This window comes from Paractinoplanes brasiliensis (assembly GCF_004362215.1).
GTDB classification, from domain to species: Bacteria; Actinomycetota; Actinomycetes; order Mycobacteriales; family Micromonosporaceae; genus Actinoplanes; species Actinoplanes brasiliensis.
Genome location: NZ_SNWR01000002.1, coordinates 912,184 through 927,829, shown reverse-complemented (window position 1 = coordinate 927,829; position 15,646 = coordinate 912,184). Strand labels below are relative to the sequence as shown.

12 protein-coding genes are annotated in these 15,646 nt (G+C 70.4%); 8 read left to right on the top strand and 4 right to left on the bottom strand.

Features of this window, described 5'->3' with window-relative positions:
- Positions 1-34 precede the first annotated feature (34 nt).
- The 3 genes from C8E87_RS36260 to menC are packed head-to-tail and all read left to right on the top strand — an operon-like array spanning position 35 to position 2,438.
- The gene (locus C8E87_RS36260; protein WP_133877909.1) at positions 35-706 is read left to right on the top strand and encodes a GNAT family N-acetyltransferase; all 672 of its coding nucleotides are present in this window, start codon (positions 35-37) and stop codon (positions 704-706) included.
- Positions 703-1,329, top strand: a complete 627-nt coding sequence (locus tag C8E87_RS36255) for a MurR/RpiR family transcriptional regulator (RefSeq protein ID WP_133877908.1) — start codon at positions 703-705, stop codon at positions 1,327-1,329. Before C8E87_RS36260 ends, C8E87_RS36255 begins: the two co-directional genes overlap by 4 nt.
- Positions 1,326-2,438: an o-succinylbenzoate synthase gene (menC, locus tag C8E87_RS36250; protein WP_133877907.1), complete on the top strand. Its 1,113-nt coding sequence runs from the start codon at positions 1,326-1,328 to the stop codon at positions 2,436-2,438. Before C8E87_RS36255 ends, menC begins: the two co-directional genes overlap by 4 nt.
- Positions 2,439-2,471: 33 nt before the next feature.
- Here menC and C8E87_RS36245 read toward each other — a convergent pair whose 3' ends face one another.
- Positions 2,472-2,684 (bottom strand): hypothetical protein, encoded by a 213-nt coding sequence (locus C8E87_RS36245; RefSeq protein WP_133877906.1) that lies wholly within the window; start codon positions 2,682-2,684, stop codon positions 2,472-2,474.
- 100 nt (positions 2,685-2,784) lie between these two features.
- On the opposite strand from C8E87_RS36245, the gene C8E87_RS36240 reads away from it, so the two are divergent.
- Together C8E87_RS36240 and C8E87_RS36235 are read left to right on the top strand one after the other, a co-directional pair.
- Positions 2,785-5,016, top strand: a complete 2,232-nt coding sequence (locus C8E87_RS36240; protein WP_133877905.1) for a putative bifunctional diguanylate cyclase/phosphodiesterase — start codon at positions 2,785-2,787, stop codon at positions 5,014-5,016.
- 97 nt (positions 5,017-5,113) lie between these two features.
- Positions 5,114-5,437, top strand: a complete 324-nt coding sequence (locus C8E87_RS36235) for an STAS domain-containing protein (protein WP_133877904.1) — start codon at positions 5,114-5,116, stop codon at positions 5,435-5,437.
- 21 nt (positions 5,438-5,458) lie between these two features.
- On the opposite strand, the gene C8E87_RS36230 is transcribed toward C8E87_RS36235, so the two are convergent.
- Positions 5,459-7,852, bottom strand: coding sequence for a phosphoketolase family protein (locus tag C8E87_RS36230; RefSeq protein ID WP_243755190.1), 2,394 nt, complete (start codon positions 7,850-7,852; stop codon positions 5,459-5,461).
- A 140-nt stretch (positions 7,853-7,992) separates the two neighbouring features.
- Here C8E87_RS36230 and C8E87_RS36225 point away from each other — a divergent pair, with 140 nt between their 5' ends.
- The 3 genes from C8E87_RS36225 to C8E87_RS36215 all read left to right on the top strand — a co-directional run bounded on the left by C8E87_RS36225 (position 7,993) and on the right by C8E87_RS36215 (position 12,713).
- A complete protein-coding gene (locus C8E87_RS36225) occupies positions 7,993-9,684 on the top strand; it encodes a sulfatase-like hydrolase/transferase (protein ID WP_239080418.1) in 1,692 nt (563 codons plus the stop codon).
- Positions 9,685-9,746: 62 nt separating this feature from the next.
- On the top strand, positions 9,747-11,114 hold the full coding sequence (locus tag C8E87_RS36220) for a transaminase (protein ID WP_133877902.1): 1,368 nt from the start codon (positions 9,747-9,749) through the stop codon (positions 11,112-11,114).
- A gap of 84 nt (positions 11,115-11,198) precedes the next feature.
- Positions 11,199-12,713 carry a methyl-accepting chemotaxis protein gene (locus C8E87_RS36215; protein WP_133877901.1) on the top strand — a complete coding sequence of 505 codons (1,515 nt, stop codon included), beginning with the start codon at positions 11,199-11,201 and terminating at the stop codon, positions 12,711-12,713.
- Between the two features lie 44 nt (positions 12,714-12,757).
- On the opposite strand, the gene C8E87_RS36210 is transcribed toward C8E87_RS36215, so the two are convergent.
- Positions 12,758-14,338: a methyl-accepting chemotaxis protein gene (locus tag C8E87_RS36210; protein ID WP_133877900.1), complete on the bottom strand. Its 1,581-nt coding sequence runs from the start codon at positions 14,336-14,338 to the stop codon at positions 12,758-12,760.
- Between the two features lie 549 nt (positions 14,339-14,887).
- The gene (locus C8E87_RS36205; protein ID WP_133877899.1) at positions 14,888-15,634 is read right to left on the bottom strand and encodes an acetoacetate decarboxylase family protein; all 747 of its coding nucleotides are present in this window, start codon (positions 15,632-15,634) and stop codon (positions 14,888-14,890) included.
- Between the last annotated feature and the right edge of the window lie 12 nt (positions 15,635-15,646).

The window sequence follows — 15,646 nt, the reverse complement described above, 5'->3', positions numbered from 1 at the left end:
CGGCGATGATACGGAACGTATCTCGGGGGTGGATGTGGCGATCGAAGTGCGCGACCTGGCCGGGCTCGGCGAGTGGTCGGCGGCGTCCGCGCTCTACCGTGCCGTCTTCGGTTACACCGAGCCCGAGTTCGGCATCAGCCCCCGCCTGCTGGCGGCGCTGCACGAGAACTCGGGGTCGGTGATCGGCGCGTTCGACGGGGAGGCGATGGTCGGGTTCTGCTACGGCTTCACGGCGGTCGACGGCGGCGAGATCTACCACTATTCGCAGGCCGCGGTCGTCGCGCGCCGGGCTCAGGGGCTGGGGATCGGGCGCCGGCTGAAGTTCGCCCAGGCACAGGCGGCCCGAGCGACCGGCGCCCGCACGATGCGGTGGACCTTCGACCCGTACGCGTTACGCAACGCCCACTTCAATCTCGCGGTGCTGGGCGCCACGGCCATCCGGTTCCTGCCTGACTACTACGACGACGGCTCCTCGGATCGGCTCCTGGTGTCCTGGGATCTCCACACCCCCGCGGAACGCCGCAGTCCCGCGGATGAGGATTCCCCCACCGCCACTGCTGATCAGCATCACGCCGCGCCCACGCCGGCCGAACGCGCCCGGCTGCGGGATGCGCTGACGGCCCGTTTCGAGGCCGGCGCCGTCCTCGTCGACGTGGAAAGACGAGCCGGCCAGGCCGTCTACGTGTTCGCGAGGCCGGCGAAATGACCACCAGCCCCGCCGAACGGTTCGACCGCAACGTGCAGCGGCGCTCGGCCCAGGTCCTCAAGCAGCGCGTGCTCGATCAGCAGCGGGTCGCGTTCGACAAGGCCCTCGCGTGGGCGGCCGAACACGACGCCATCGAGCAGGCCGCCGCCCGGATGGTGTCGGCGCGGCGACGCTACCTGCTCGGCAACGGCAAGTCGCTGGCGTACGCGTCGATGCTCGGCGCCGACCTCAGCGCCGGCCTGTCCGGGGTGCACCTCGTCGACGGGGCCAACCTGCGGCCGCTCGACGTCCTCGGCGACATCCGGCAGGGAGATCTGCTGGTGGCGATCCTGATGTCGCGTTACCGCCGGGACACGGTGGCGGTGGCCGAGGCGTACGTGGCCCGCGGCGGCGACCTGGTGCTGATCACCGACTCGGAGGACGCGCCGCTGACCGCCGCGGCGTCGACCCGCATCGTCATCGGCACCGAGACAGCCTCGTACGCCAGCTCACCCACCTCGGTCGTGCTCGCGCTGCACCTGCTGGCCACGCTCACCATCGCCAGTTCCAAGGGCGCCGGCCGCCGCCTGCACGAACGCGACGCCCTGGCCGCCGAACTGGGCCTCTACATGGAGCCGTCATGACCCGCGTCCAAGACATCGAGCTCTTCCGCGTACGCCTGGATCTGGTGCACGAGTTCACCACGAGCTCGCACGCCAAGCGGTCGCTGGAACACATCCTGGTCGCGCTGACCGCCACCGACGGCTCCGTGGGCTGGGGCGAGATCGCCTCCCCGAGCGGTCCGTTCTATTCGGCCGAGACCGTCGAGAGCTGCTGGGCCGTCGCCCGTGATCACCTCGCCCCGATCGTGCTGCGCACCGACTGGGATCATCCGGCCACGCTCGCCGCCGCCCTGGCCAAGGTCCGCGGCAACCATTTCGCCCGGGCCGGTTTCGACGTGGCGGCCTGGTCGTTGTGGTCGTCCGCGCGCGGCGTCCCCCTGGCCAGGGCGCTCGGCGGCACCCGGGCCACCGTCGAGGCGGGCGTGTCGCTGGGCATCGAGCCCACCATCGACGACCTGCTGGCCCAGGTCGGGCCGCGGGTAGCCGAGGGTTACCGCCGCATCAAGCTGAAGATCGCCCCCGGCTGGGACGTCGAGCCCGTACGGGCGGTGCGGTCGGCGTTCCCCGAGGTGCCCCTGCACGTCGACGCGAACGGCGCCTACACCGTCGCCGACGAGCCGGTCATGAGGAAGCTGGACGCTTTCGGCCTCCTGATGATCGAGCAGCCGTACGCTCCCCGCGCCCTCACCGACCACGCCGACCTGCAGGCCCGGCTCGGCACGCCGATCTGCCTGGACGAGTCGGTCGAGGAGGCCGACGACCTGCTGACCGCCCTGCGGCTGGGCGCGGGCCGCGTCCTGAACATCAAGGTGTCCCGGATGGCGGGCCTGACAGCAGCCGTACGAGCCCACGACCTCGCCGCCGAGCACGGCATGCCGGTCTGGTGCGGCGGCATGCACGAGTTCGGCATCGGCCGCGCCGCGAACGTGGCCCTGAGCGCCCTGCCCGGCTTCACCCTGCCGTCCGACGTGTCCGGTTCCGACAAGTACTACGCACGCGACATCACGGCGCCGATCGTCAGCGCCGGCGGCCTGGTCGAGGTGTCGACGGACCCTGGCCTGGGCCGCACCCCCGACCTGGATCTCGTTCAGGCCCACACGACCGGGCGCTGGCATTCCCGTACGCCGTGAGGCCAGCTCTCGGCTCGTGTCAGTACCGGGTGGTCAGCGGGGGAACTTCACATGCTCGTACGGGATGGATTTGACCGCCAGGACGACGGCGGCCGTGGCTGCCACCGGCACGGTCGCCCACACCCATGCCGGGCCGCCGATCGCGGGCACGAGCACGGACTGCGTGGTGGCGACGAGCGCGACGACCGCGCCCGCCTGATAGACGGGACGCGTGAACCGGCGGAGAACGGCCTGGGGCACCTGCATCCACCCTTCTGGATCAACGGCCATCGGAGGCTACTGCACCGGATCTTGTGAAGTCCATGACAGTCGCTCAGTTGCCTGCCTCTGGTCCCGATGACCGGACGTGAGCCGAGGACAGCTGTGGATCTGGTGGCTCGTGGTCGGCGTGGCGGCGACCGCGGGGCAATACGTGCTGCCCGTCGGCAGCATCACCGGGAGCATCCTGTACGACGTCATCGGCGCCGTGAGCGTGGTGGCGATCGTCCTCGGCCTGCGCGTGCACCGGCCCGCCCGCCCGGCGATGTGGCGCTGGTTCGCGGCCGGGCAGACGAGTTTCGTGCTCGGCGACGTGACGTGGGTGATCTACGAGAACGTCCTGGACCTGTCGCCGTACCCGTCGCTGGCCGACGTGTTCTACCTGGCCTCGTACCCGATGTTCGTGGTGGCCCTGCTGCTGCTGGTGCGCCAGCGCAGCAGCCGGCTGGGCGACCTGATCGACGGGGCCATCGTCGCGACCGCCCTGGCGCTGGTTTTCTGGATCTTCGTTTTGCGCCCGGTGGCGGCGGACTCGGGTCAGACGCTGGTCGAGCACGTCGTGACGATCGCCTACCCGGTGGCCGACGTGCTGCTGCTGGCGTTGCTGGCCCGGCTGTTCACCAGCGGCGGCGCGCGCACCGCGAGCGTTCACCTGCTGGTGCTGGGCACGACGCTGATGCTCGCCGCGGACACTGCCTTCTCGCTGATCCCGCTCTACTCCGAGGCGAGCACCCACCCGACCGACCCGATCTTCCTGCTCTCGTACGTGCTCTGGGGTGTCGCCGCCCTGCACCCGTCGATGGCTGCGGCGCCGGCCCCGGGCCGGGTGCCGGCCGAGGTCGGCCGCGGACGCCTCCTGCTGTTCGGGTTCTGCTCCCTGCTGGCGCCAGCCCTGCTGCTCGTGCCGAACATCGGCGCCGACCGGGTCGGCCGCTGGTCGGTCGCGATCGGGGCCGCCGCGCTGATCGTGCTGGTCATCGCGCGGATGTCCGGTTTCGTGTTCGAGGTGCGCCGGCAGTCGGCCGCGCTGACCCGGACCACCATGAACGACGCGCTCACCGGGCTGGCCAGCCGCCGCCGGTTCGAGGTCGCGCTGGCCGACGCGCTGGACGGCGGCCGCCCGCAGATGCTGCTGCTGGGCCTGAACGGTTTCAAGAACGTCAACGACGAGCTGGGCCGTCCGATCGGCGACCGGGTGCTCGGGTTGCTGGCCGGGCGGGTCCGCGCGGTGGCGCCGGAGCCTTCGGTGGTCGCGCGGCTCGGCGGTGACGAGTTCGCCGTGCTGCTCGCCGACGCCGGCGACGACGAGGCCGGCACGATCGCGTCGAAGCTGGTCACCTCGCTGAGCGCCCCGGTGGCGGTCGGCGGTCACGAGCTGTACGTCGGCGTGGCGATCGGCCTGGCCGGCGGGTCCGGCATCACCCCGGTGGAGTTGATGCGGCAGGCCGAGTCGGCGATGTACGCCGCGAAGCAGACCGGTGAGCCCGTACGGCGGTGGACGCCCGCGCTGGACGAACGCGCCGGAGAGTTCGTACGGCTGGGCGCGGAGATCCGCACGGGGCTCGACAACGAGCAGTTCCGGGTCGTCTACCAGCCGATCGTCGAGCTGCCGTCCGGGCGGGTCGCCGCCGTCGAGGCCCTCGTACGGTGGGAGCACCCGACCCGTGGCCTGGTCAGCCCGATCGCTTTCATCCCGGTCGCCGAGCGCAACGGCCTGATCGTCGAGCTGGGCGAGTGGATCCTGCGGACCGCCTGCCACAAGCTGGCCGGGTGGCGCGTCACCCTGGGCGAACGCGCCCCGGACAGGGTCAGTGTGAACGTGTCGGCCCGGCAGCTGGCCCGGCCGCATTTCGCCGCGACGGTGGCGGCGGCCCTGTCCGGCAGCGGACTGCCCGCGTCGTGCCTGGCCATCGAGGTGACCGAGACGGCGGTGTTCGAGGGCGGTCAGGCCGTCATCGCGCTGCACGAGCTGCGGGCCCTGGGGGTGCGGATCGCGCTCGACGACTTCGGGACCGGGCATTCGTCGCTGGGTCTGCTGCAGACAGTGCCGGTGGACATCCTCAAGGTGGACAAGTCGTTCGTCGACAACGTGACCGAGGCCGGCCGGCACACGGTCATCGCCGAGGCGCTGCTGCAGGTCAGCTCCGGCCTGGGCCTGTCGGCGGTGGCCGAGGGGGTCGAGACGGCGGAGCAGGCCGCGGCGTTGCACCGGCTGGGCTACCGGCTGCTGCAGGGCTACCATTACGGGCGGCCGGTCGCGGAGCCCGACTTCGAGCTGACGGCCGCGATCACCACCAGCGGCGAACCCGTTTCGGCTTGAGCACGACCGGGTGAATGAAGCCGGGAGTCACGTTTGATCGACTCGGGGGCAGGGTAATGCGGCGGTCCCCATCCGCAGCTGAGCGACCGGAGTGAGCATGTCGTTGGAGTACCGGCTCGAACGCCACGGCGGCCGAATCACGGTGGCGCCCGAGGGCGACATCAGCCTCGAGACCGTCGACGTGCTGCGTGAGGTGCTGCGCAGCATTGTGGACAGTGGCGAGGCCGAGCACATCGACGTGGACATGCGGTCGGTGACGTTCCTCGACTCCAGCGGCATCGGGGTGCTGGTGGCCGCGCGCAAGGCGGCCGCGGCCCGCGGCGCCACCTTCACGCTGCGCGAGCCGACGGCGATGGTCCTGATGGTGTTGCAGGTGGCGCACCTCGACGGGGTCCTGCTCGAGGACACCCCGGCGAGCTGAGGCACGCCACCGGCTCAGTTGTTACGAGGTGGCCCAGTCCCCCAGCGACCAGTCGCGGACCTCGGGCATGTCCTCCAGGTGCTCCACGACGTAGGCCTCGTGACGCCGCAGCTGCGCCTCGCACCAGGCCTTGAGGTCGGCCGCGCCGCGGGGCAGGCGGTGAGCGTTGTTGATCGCGTCCATCACCAGGTGGTAACGCGACGCCTTGTTCCGCACCGTCATGTCGAACGGGGTCGTCGTGGTGCCCTGCTCGATGAAACCCCGCACCCGGAACCGGTCAGCGTCCGGCCGCCCGTGCACCAGCTGGTGAATCGCACCCGGATAACCATGGAACGCGAACACCACATCGACGGTGTCGGTGAACAACTCGGTGAACTGGGTCTCGCTCATACCGTGCGGGTGATCCTTGGGACGCGGCAACGTCATCAAATCGACAACGTTGACCACCCGGACCTTGAAACCGGGCAACCGGTCCCGCAAGATCTGCGCCGCCGCGACCGTCTCCATCGTGACCACATCCCCGGCACAGGCCAGCACGATATCCGGGTCACTGGCGCCGTCGTCAGTACCGGCCCAGTCCCAGATCCCGGCACCACGGGTGCAATGCTCGATCGCCTCGTCCATGCCCAGATACTGCAACTGCGGCTGCTTGTCGATCACGATCAAGTTGATGTAGGACCGCGACCGGAAACAATGGTCGGCCACCGACAACAGGCAGTTCGCGTCCGGCGGCAAATACACCCGCGAGACGTCCCCACGCTGGGTCAGCACATTCTGAATCAACCCGGGACCCTGATGACTGAAACCGTTGTGATCATTACGCCACGCCGTCGAGGTGAGCAACACATTGAAACTCGGCACCTTCGCCCGCCACGGCAGATTCTTCGCCTCCTGCAACCACTTACCGTGCTGCACCGTCTGCGACGCACTGACCATCGCGAACGCCTCATAGGTAGCGAACATGCCATGCCGGCCGGTCAGGTTGTACCCCTCCAACCAACCATGACAGTTGTGCTCACTGAGCACCTCCATCACCCGGCCGTCACGGCTCAGCGCCACATCACCGTCGTACACCTTCTCCATGAAGGCACGATCAGACACCTCGAACACCGCACCGAGCCGGTTACTGTTCGTCTCGTCCGGACAGAACAACCGGAACCGATCCTCATTACGGGCATAGATGTCACGCATCATCTCCCCGAGCCGACGCGTCGACTCCGCCCGCCCGGTAGCCGGCAGCTTCACCTCGACCGCGTAATCGCGGAAGTCCGGCATGTCCAGCTCACGGGTCAGCACGCCGCCGTTCGCATTCGGGTTGGCGCTCATCCGCAGATCACCCTCGGGGTCCTGCTCGCGCAGCAGCGCCACCGGAGCGCCGTCGGCATCGAAGAGCTCGTCCGGCCGGTACGACTTCAGCCACTGCTCGAGCAGCGCGAGATGCCCGGGATTGTCGCGCACGCCGGACAGCGGCACCTGGTGCGACCGCCACGTGCCGGTGACCTGCACCCCGTCGACCTCGTCGGGACCCGTCCAGCCTTTCGGGGTGCGCAGCACGATGAGCGGCCACGTCGGGCGGGCGCCGTCCCACTCCCCCTCGCGCGCCGACTGCTGGATCGCGCGGATGCGTGCCCACGCCTCGCCCAGCGCGGCCGCGAACCGGTGGTGCATGCCGGGCAGGTCGTCGCCCTCGACCTCGATCACCTCGTAGCCGTGGCCGCTGAGCAGCGCGCGCACCTCGGCCGGGTCCTTACGGCCGAGCACCGTGGGCCCGGAGATCTTCGCGCCGTTGAGGTGCAGGATCGGCAGGACAGCGCCGTCGTGCACCGGATTGAGGAAGGAAACGCCCTTCCACGAGCCCTCCAGCGGACCGGTCTCGGCCTCGCCGTCGCCGACCACCGCGATCGCCAGCAGGTCGGGGTTGTCCATGACCGCGCCGAACGCGTGCACCAGCACGTAGCCCAGCTCGCCGCCCTCGTGGATCGAGCCGGGCGTGGTCACCGACACGTGGCTGGGGATGCCGCCCGGGCTGGAGAACTGGCGGAACAGCTTGCGCAGGCCCGGCTCGTCGAGGGTGACGTCGGGATAGACCTCGGAATAGGTGCCCTCCAGGTAGCCGGCAGCGACCAGCGCGGGACCGCCGTGGCCGGGGCCGGTCAGATAGATCGCCTGCTGGCCGGTGTGCCGGATCAGCCGGGACACGTGGGCGTAGACGAACGACAGGCCGGGGCTGGTGCCCCAGTGACCGAGCAGCCGGGGCTTGATGTGCTCGGCCTTCAGCGGTTCGCGCAGCAGCGGGTTGGCCTGCAGGTAGATCTGACCGATGGTCAGGTAGTTCGCGGCCCGCCACCAGGCGTCGACCCGGTTGAGGTCAGCATCGTCGAGCGTGGGAAGCAGATCGGAGACAGCCGTGGTCACTCGCTTGTCCCTCCAGAGTCCGGTCGTTGCCATCGAAGCTATGGGTACCCCGATGTCATCTATAGAGTCTTTGGTACCGGGTCGAAGTGACTTTCGCGTATCGCTGAACCGACAGCCCCGCTCCATCCGTTCCCCCTGGCGTGCCAGAGACCACGGACGACCCGCCAGTCGTCGAGAACCGCCGCGCCCGCATCGCCCGCTTCCTCCGACGGCCGAGGATCCAGCTCGCGCTGACCGTCACCGCAGCGGTTCTGCTCTTCGCGGCGCTGGTCTTCCCCAACGTGTTGTCCCGCCTGACCCCGGTCGGGTTCGCCCGTATTCCGGTGGAGGGCGCGGTGGTCGTGGGGCTGCTCGCCGTCCTGCCGGCGCGGGCCCGAAAGGTCTTCGCCGTCGTCGCCGGCACGCTCATCGGCCTGCTGGTCATCGAGAAGTGCCTCGACATGGGCTTCTTCGCCGAGCTCAACCGGCCGTTCGACCCGGTGCTCGACTGGGTGCTGTTCGACGACGCGTTCAGCTTCGCCGTCGACTCGTACGGCCGTCCGGCCTCCATCGTCGCCGTCGCCGCGATCCTGCTGCTGGTCGTCGCCATCCTGGGCGTAACCAGCTGGTCGGTGCTGCGGGTGGGCGAACTGGTGGCGCGGCACCGCAGGCGCTCGGCGGTCACCGCGGGCGGCCTGGCCGTGGCCTGGGGCCTCACGTTCTCGCTGGGCGTCTCGCTCACGGGCGCCGTGCCGGTGGCCGCGCGCAGCACCGCCACCTACGCCTGGGACCGCGCCCACCAGGCCCGCGCCGGCCTGCGCGACGGGGCCACCTTCCGCAAGGAGGTGCAGCAGGACGCGTTCAAGGCGGTCCCGCCGGCCGACATGCTGACCGCGCTCAAGGGCAAGGACGTCGTCTTCACGTTCATCGAGAGCTACGGGCGCAGCGCCGTCGAGGGCGTCGCGCTCTCCCCGCTCACCCGCCCGGTGCTCGACGGGGGCGCCGCCGAACTGGCCGAGGCCGGGTTCGCCGCGCGCAGCGGCTGGCTCACCTCACCCACCTTCGGCGGCGGCAGCTGGCTGGCCCACGCCACCTTCGAGTCCGGCCTGTGGATCAACAACGAGCAGCGGTACCGCAACCTCGTCTCCAGCGACCGGCTCACCCTGACCCGGGCTTTCAAGAACAACAACTACCGGACCGTCAGCGTGATGCCGGGCGCGACCCGGGCCTGGCCCGAGGGCAACTTCTACGGGTACGACGCGGTGTGGGACTCGCGCAACCTCGGCTATCAGGGCCCCAAGTTCAGCTGGTCGCCGATGCCCGACCAGTACACGTTGAAGCAGCTCAACACCATCGAGTACAAGAAACCCGGCCGCGGCCCGCTGATGATCGAGCTGCCGCTGGTCTCCAGCCACACCCCGTGGGCGCCGATCCCCGAATACCTTCCCGACTGGAACCAGGTCGGTGACGGCTCGATCTACACGAGCATGGTGGAGGCCGGCCAGAAACCGAAGGCGCTGTGGGCCGAGCCCAAGAAGGTCCGCGCCGAGTACGGCAAGTCGATCGTCTACTCGCTGACCGCGCTGATCAACTGGATCAAGCTGTACGGCGACGACAACCTGGTCATGGTCTTCCTCGGCGATCACCAGCCCTCCCCGATCGCGTCCGGCGCCGGCGCCAGCCACGACGTGCCGATCACCGTGCTCGCCAAGGACCCGAAGGTGCTCGACCGGATCACGAGCTGGGGCTGGGCCGAGGGCCTGCGCCCGGGCGCCGACACGCCGGTGTGGCCGATGAGCGACTTCCGCGACAAGTTCTTCACGGCCTTCGGCGACCAGACCCCGGCGTCGTAGGCTGCTGCGGATTCGGTGGCGGGGTCTCCCGTACGGGCGGGAATTGTTGGTAGCGTGCCGCCATGCCGACGGATTCCGGAGTTGACCGCGCCCGACTCGCCGCCCTCGCCACACGCGAGCGGGCCACGTTCGCCGAGCGGCGGCCCCGGTCGGCGGCCGCCTACCAGCGCGCCGGCAACCTGTTCGGCCGGGTGCCGATGACGTGGATGAACAAGACCGCCGCCGGCTTCCCGATCTATCTGCGCAACGCCCGTGGCAACCGGATCACCGATGTCGACGGCCACGAGTACATCGACTTCTGCCTCGGCGACACCGGCGCGATGGCCGGGCACTCCCCCGCGCCCGTTGTCGAGGCGGTCACCCGGCGGCTGGGCGAGCTCGGCGGCGCCACCACCATGCTGCCCACCGAGGACGCGGCCGCGGTCGGCGCCGAACTGGCCCGGCGCTTCGGACTGCCGTACTGGAGCTTCGCCCTGACCGCCACCGACGCCAACCGGTGGGCCATCCGCCTGCTGCGCGCCGTCACCGGACGCCCGAAGATCCTGGTCAACAGCTACTGCTACCACGGCTCGGTCGACGAGTCGCTGATCGTCGCCGGCCCGGACGGGCGCGGGCAGAGCCGCGAGGGCAACGTCGGCGCGCCCACCGACGTCACCACGACCAGCCGGGTCGCCGAGTTCAACGACCTCGAGGGCCTGGAACGCGAGCTGGCGCACGGCGATGTCGCGGCGGTGCTGATGGAGCCGGCGCTCACCAACATCGGCATCGTGCTGCCCGAGCCTGGCTACCTGGCCGGCGTGCGCGAGCTGACCCGCGCACACGGCACCTACCTGATCAACGACGAGACCCACACGTTCTCGGCCGGGCCGGGCGGCGCCACCGCGGCGTGGGGCCTGGAACCCGACGTGCTCACCATCGGCAAGGCGATCGCCGGGGGCATTCCCATCGGCGCGTACGGGCTCAGCGAGTCCCTGGCCGCCACGCTGCTCGCCCGTACGGACCTCGACCTGGTCGACATGGGCGGCGTCGGCGGCACCCTGGCGGGCAACCCGGTGTCGATGGCGGCCGCGCGCGCCTGCCTGGAACAGGTGCTCACCGAGGCGGCGTTCGCGGACATGATCGCCACGGCCACGGCGTTCGAGACCGGCCTCCGCAAGATCATCGGCTCGTACGGGTTGCCGTGGTCGGTCAGCCGCCTGGGCGCGCGCGTCGAGTACCGGTTCGCCGACCCCGCCCCGCGCACCGGCACGGAGTCGGCCGCCGCCGCGGACGCCGAGCTCGAGGACTTCCTGCACACCTACCTGGCCAACCGCGGGGTGCTGCTCACCCCGTTCCACAACATGGCGCTGATGGCCCCCGGGACAACCACCGCCGATGTCGACCGCCACCACGAGATCTTCACGGCGGCGCTGACCGAGCTCACGTCCTGACCCCCACGCATCGGTTCCCGTCGATCGGCCGGGTCGTTTCGCGATACGGCCGTGAACCGGAGCGGCGCTCCGTAGCCTGTCGTCATGGGTCTGTTCGGAAGCCGGGCGCAAACCGAGCCCGCGGTGCAGCGCACCCCGCCGCGTGACGTCGAGGCGCTCGAGGTGCTGGTCGACAACCTCGAGTCCGTCACCGACGAGGCCAGCAGCTGGCGCATCTACGCCTCCACCAACCTGGAGTTCTACGACCTCGAGTACGTGGCCGTGTGGATCGTCGACCACGGCGCGCCCCGCCTCGAGTACGAGGTCGGCCGTCTGGTCCAGGCGCTCACCGGCACCCCGCCCAGCCTGGTGCAGCAGGCGATCCGCACCGGCCACGCGGCGTACGCGGACCAGGCCGGCGCCGGCAACGACACCCGGCTCGCCGCAGCCGTCCGGGCCGGGGCAAAAGCGGGGGTCGCCGTCCCCATCACCAACGCCAACCGCGTGAACGCGGTCATGGAGTACTACACGACCGCCGCCACCGCCCCCGACGCCGCCCTGATCAGCAAGTGGGGGGCCATCGCCCGGGTCGCCGAGCAGGCCCGGGTGGCCGCCCTCACCCGGTTCTACACCCAGCAGGTGGCCGACGACCGGCTCGCCGTCACCAAAGTCGTCGCCGCCCTCGGGAACACCACGGACTCCAAGCTCGCCGCCCGGGCCGCGCTCGACGCCGTACGGACCGCCTTCCACTGGGCGTACGGGTCGTTCTGGCAGATCGACGAGGACGAGAACGTGCTGAAGTTCGCCGTCGAGTCCGGCACCGCGGGCGAGGAGTTCAAAAAGGTCACCCTGGCCGCCACCTTCGCCGAGGGCGTGGGCCTGTCCGGACGCGCCTGGCGGGCCCGCGACCTGGTCTTCGTCCGCGACATCGGCCAGCTCACCGACTGCGTCCGCGCCCCGGCGGCGCAACGCGCGGGCGTACGGTCGGGTGTCTGTTTCCCCGTCTCCAGCGGAGACCGCATCATCGGCACGATGGACTTCTTCACCACCGAATACGTCGACCTGTCCGACTCCCGGATGGACGCGCTGCGCAACGTCCAGCAGCTCGTGTCGCAGCGCCTCGACGTCGTGCGCGGGGCCGAGACCGCCGCCGAGAACGCCCGCGCGCTGCTCGACACCGTCTCGCGGCTGCGCACCGCCACGGCCGACGCCAGCCATGTGGCCGACGAGGCGGTCAGCCGCGCCTCCGACATGACCGGCGACGTAGCCTCACTCAACGACGCCTCGGCCGCGATCGGCGACGTCATCCAGATCATCTCGTCGATCGCCGACCAGACCAACCTGCTGGCGCTGAACGCCACCATCGAAGCGGCCCGGGCCGGTGAGATCGGCAAGGGTTTCGCGGTCGTCGCGGGCGAGGTCAAGGAACTGGCCCGGGAAACCGCGGACGCCACCAAGAAGGTCTCCGAGCAGATCGCCGCGCTGCAGTCGAGCGCCGAGTCGGTGGCCGGCGGGATCCGCACCACCAGCGAGACCATCGCCCAGCTCGACTCCGTGCAGGCCCGCATCGTCGAGGTGCTCGAGGAGCAGGCCGAAATGGCGCACGCGTTCGAGCACTGAGCTGCCGGCGACCCCGTACGGGCCGCCGGCAGTCACACCGCCGATCAGTAACGGAAGCGGGAGACCAGCGTCTGCAGCTGGCTCGCCGTCATGGCCAGGTCCTCCGCCGCGTGCCGGGTCTCCCCGACCGACGCCGTCGTACGCTGGGTGGCCTCGGAGACACTGCCGATCGTGGCCGCGATGTCGCCGGCGCCGGCCGCCGCCTCACTCAGCGTGCGGTTCATCTCCTGCGTGGTCGCGGTCTGCTCCTCGACGGCCGAGGCGATCGTCATCTGGATGCCGTTGATCCGCTCGATGATCGCCGAGATCTCCGCAATCGCCGTCACCGCGTTGCCGGTGTCGCCCTGGATCGCCTGCACCCGCTGCGAAATGTCCTCGGTGGCCTTGGCCGTCTCCTGCGCCAGGTCCTTGACCTCGCCGGCCACGACCGCGAAGCCCTTGCCCGACTCACCGGCCCGCGCCGCCTCGATCGTCGCGTTCAACGCCAGCAGGTTCGTCTGCTCGGCGATCGCGGTGATCGTCTTGACCACCGACGCGATCTCGCTGGACGAGTCACCCAGCCGCGCCACGATCGCGTTCGTGGCCGAGGCGACATCGACGGCCTGCACCGCCACCTCGGACGCCTCGGTGGTCGAGACGCTGATGTCACGGATCGCCGAGCCCATCTCCTGCGAGCCCGACGACACGACCTGCAGGTTGTTCGACACCGCGTCGGCCGCGGCGGCCACCGTCCCCGCCTGCGACGACGCCTCCGACGCGGCCGCGTCCACCTCGCCCGAAACCGCGCTGAGCTGCCCCGACGCGGCGTGCAGGGTGCTCGCGTTGCCGGCCAGCGTCACGACGTCCTCACGCAACCGGCCCACGGCCTGGTCCAGGGACGCGGCCATCCGGGCCACCTCGTCCTCACCGGTGATCCCGGTCGTCCTGGTCAGATCTCCGTCGGCCAGCCCCTCGGCGACCCGGGCCACCTCCCGGACACTGCTGCGCACCCGGCTCGCAACCCGGAACCCGAGCAACAGGCTGACCAGCACACCCGCGGCCAGCAGACCGGCGACGATCCAGGTGGCGGTGGTGGTCTGCTCCTCGCTGTTCGCGATGGACTCCTCGGCCAACGCTTGGGCCCGGCCCAGCAGCGCATCCTGGTCGGCGTTCAACGCGCCGTAGAGCCGCCCGTAAGTTTCGGCAGCCTCGGCCAGCTGGGCGGGAGTCGCCTTGGTGAAGTCGGAGCCGAGGAAGTCCAGGTAGGCGGCCCAGTCCGTACGGGCCTTGGCGGTGGCCGCGCTGCCCTCGGCGTCCCCGGCGAAGGCCGATTCGAGCTGGTCGAGCGCCTGAGCGACGGCGGCCCGGTTGCCCTCCATGTTCTTGCGGATGCCCTCGGCCAGGGTCGGGTAAAGCTTCAGGCCCGAGTTGTTGCCGCTGAACGCCTCGATGTTCTTGGCGAACTGACCGGCCGCCGACTCCAGCACAACGGTCTTGCGCTGCGCCGCTGCGGTGTCGGTGTTCTGGCTCCGCAAGGTTGCCAAGGACACCCCGCCCACGATCACACCGCTGAGGGTGCCCACCAGGACAGCCGTCCCGATCTTCGTCCGCAGCGAGCGGTTGTCGAACGCTCCTACCAGTCCCATGCCCTATGCCTCTCCTGTTGTGATGCGCAAGACACAGATCGGCACCGAGGCACGGTTCCGAAAAGAAACTGCTGCATTCACGCTAAACAGCCGAGATCGTTGCTGAGCGCCCGTTCCCCACATCAGCGACTGATGTGACTGGTGAGTCTTGTCGCCGGCGGCCCGGTCGACGTCGGCGGCGCCCGGTCGACGTCGGCGGCATGAACGCCGGCGCGCAGGGCGCTCAGCGATCGGTGAACCGACTCGTTCGCGCCCCACCGCACAGCCGCTAGGCATCCTAGGAGGCTAGGTTAGTGGGGAAGGAAGGAGGCGAGACCAGCCGGGCGGTCGTTGCCGTGGGGCAGTCACGCATCGACAGCCGGCTTCCGTAGCGGCGGGCATCCGCGTCGTGCCGCGTGGGGCAGTCACGCACCGACAGCCGGCTTCCGTAGCGGCGGGCATCCGCGTCGTGCGGCAGGGGCGTCAGCACCCGGGCCTTTGGCCGGCACCACATCGGCGGTCCGCAGCTTCGCGCGTAGCCCGTCGAGTTCCCGCGCGTCCGGGTGAGGGCTAGGCGCTTTCGGGATGGGGCTGGAGAGCGCGGCGTACGGGGTGGAACTTGCCCAGCGGGCCGCGCAGGCGTTCGGCGTGCACGGTCAGCAACGGCCGGGAACCCATGCCGAGCGCCCGCATCCGCGCCGCCATCGGGTGGACGCCCAGGCCCACGCGGAAGGCCCCACGCCCGAGGCGTACGCCGGTGAGCTGCATCGGCACGGAGCCGCGCAGGAGCGTACGGGCTTGGGCGCCGTGCTCCAGGTACGCCCAGGCGGGCAGCGTGGCGCGCACGCCGAACGGGAGGCGGAACCGGCCGTGCCGGAATGAGGCGCGCATCACCTCGTCTGCGCGGTCGCGGACGACCACGTCGGTTTCCATCTTGGAAAAGCGCAGGTCGGCGTCCATCAGCCACTTCGGCAGGGCCCAGAAGTCCTGCCCGGCCTCGCGGGTGAACACGCCGGTCACCGGGAGGTCGACGAAGTGCAGGCCGGGCGGGCCCTCGGGGCCGCGCACGAACACGGCGACGCCGACCTCGTCGTACGACTTGAGCGCCCACTCGTCGTAGTGGACGCACATGAGCAGGCCGAACGCGCGGCCGAACAGGGTGAACGGGCGCAGCGGCGTCCCCTCGAGGACGTTGCGGGCCTCGGCCGGCGGCGTGGTGAACACCGCCGAGGTCAGGCGGGCCGACGTTATCTCCACCGGGAGGGTGACCGTCTCGCCCTGCAACTGCCACACACCGTCTCCCACTCGCTGCGCCATGCCCGAGACCCT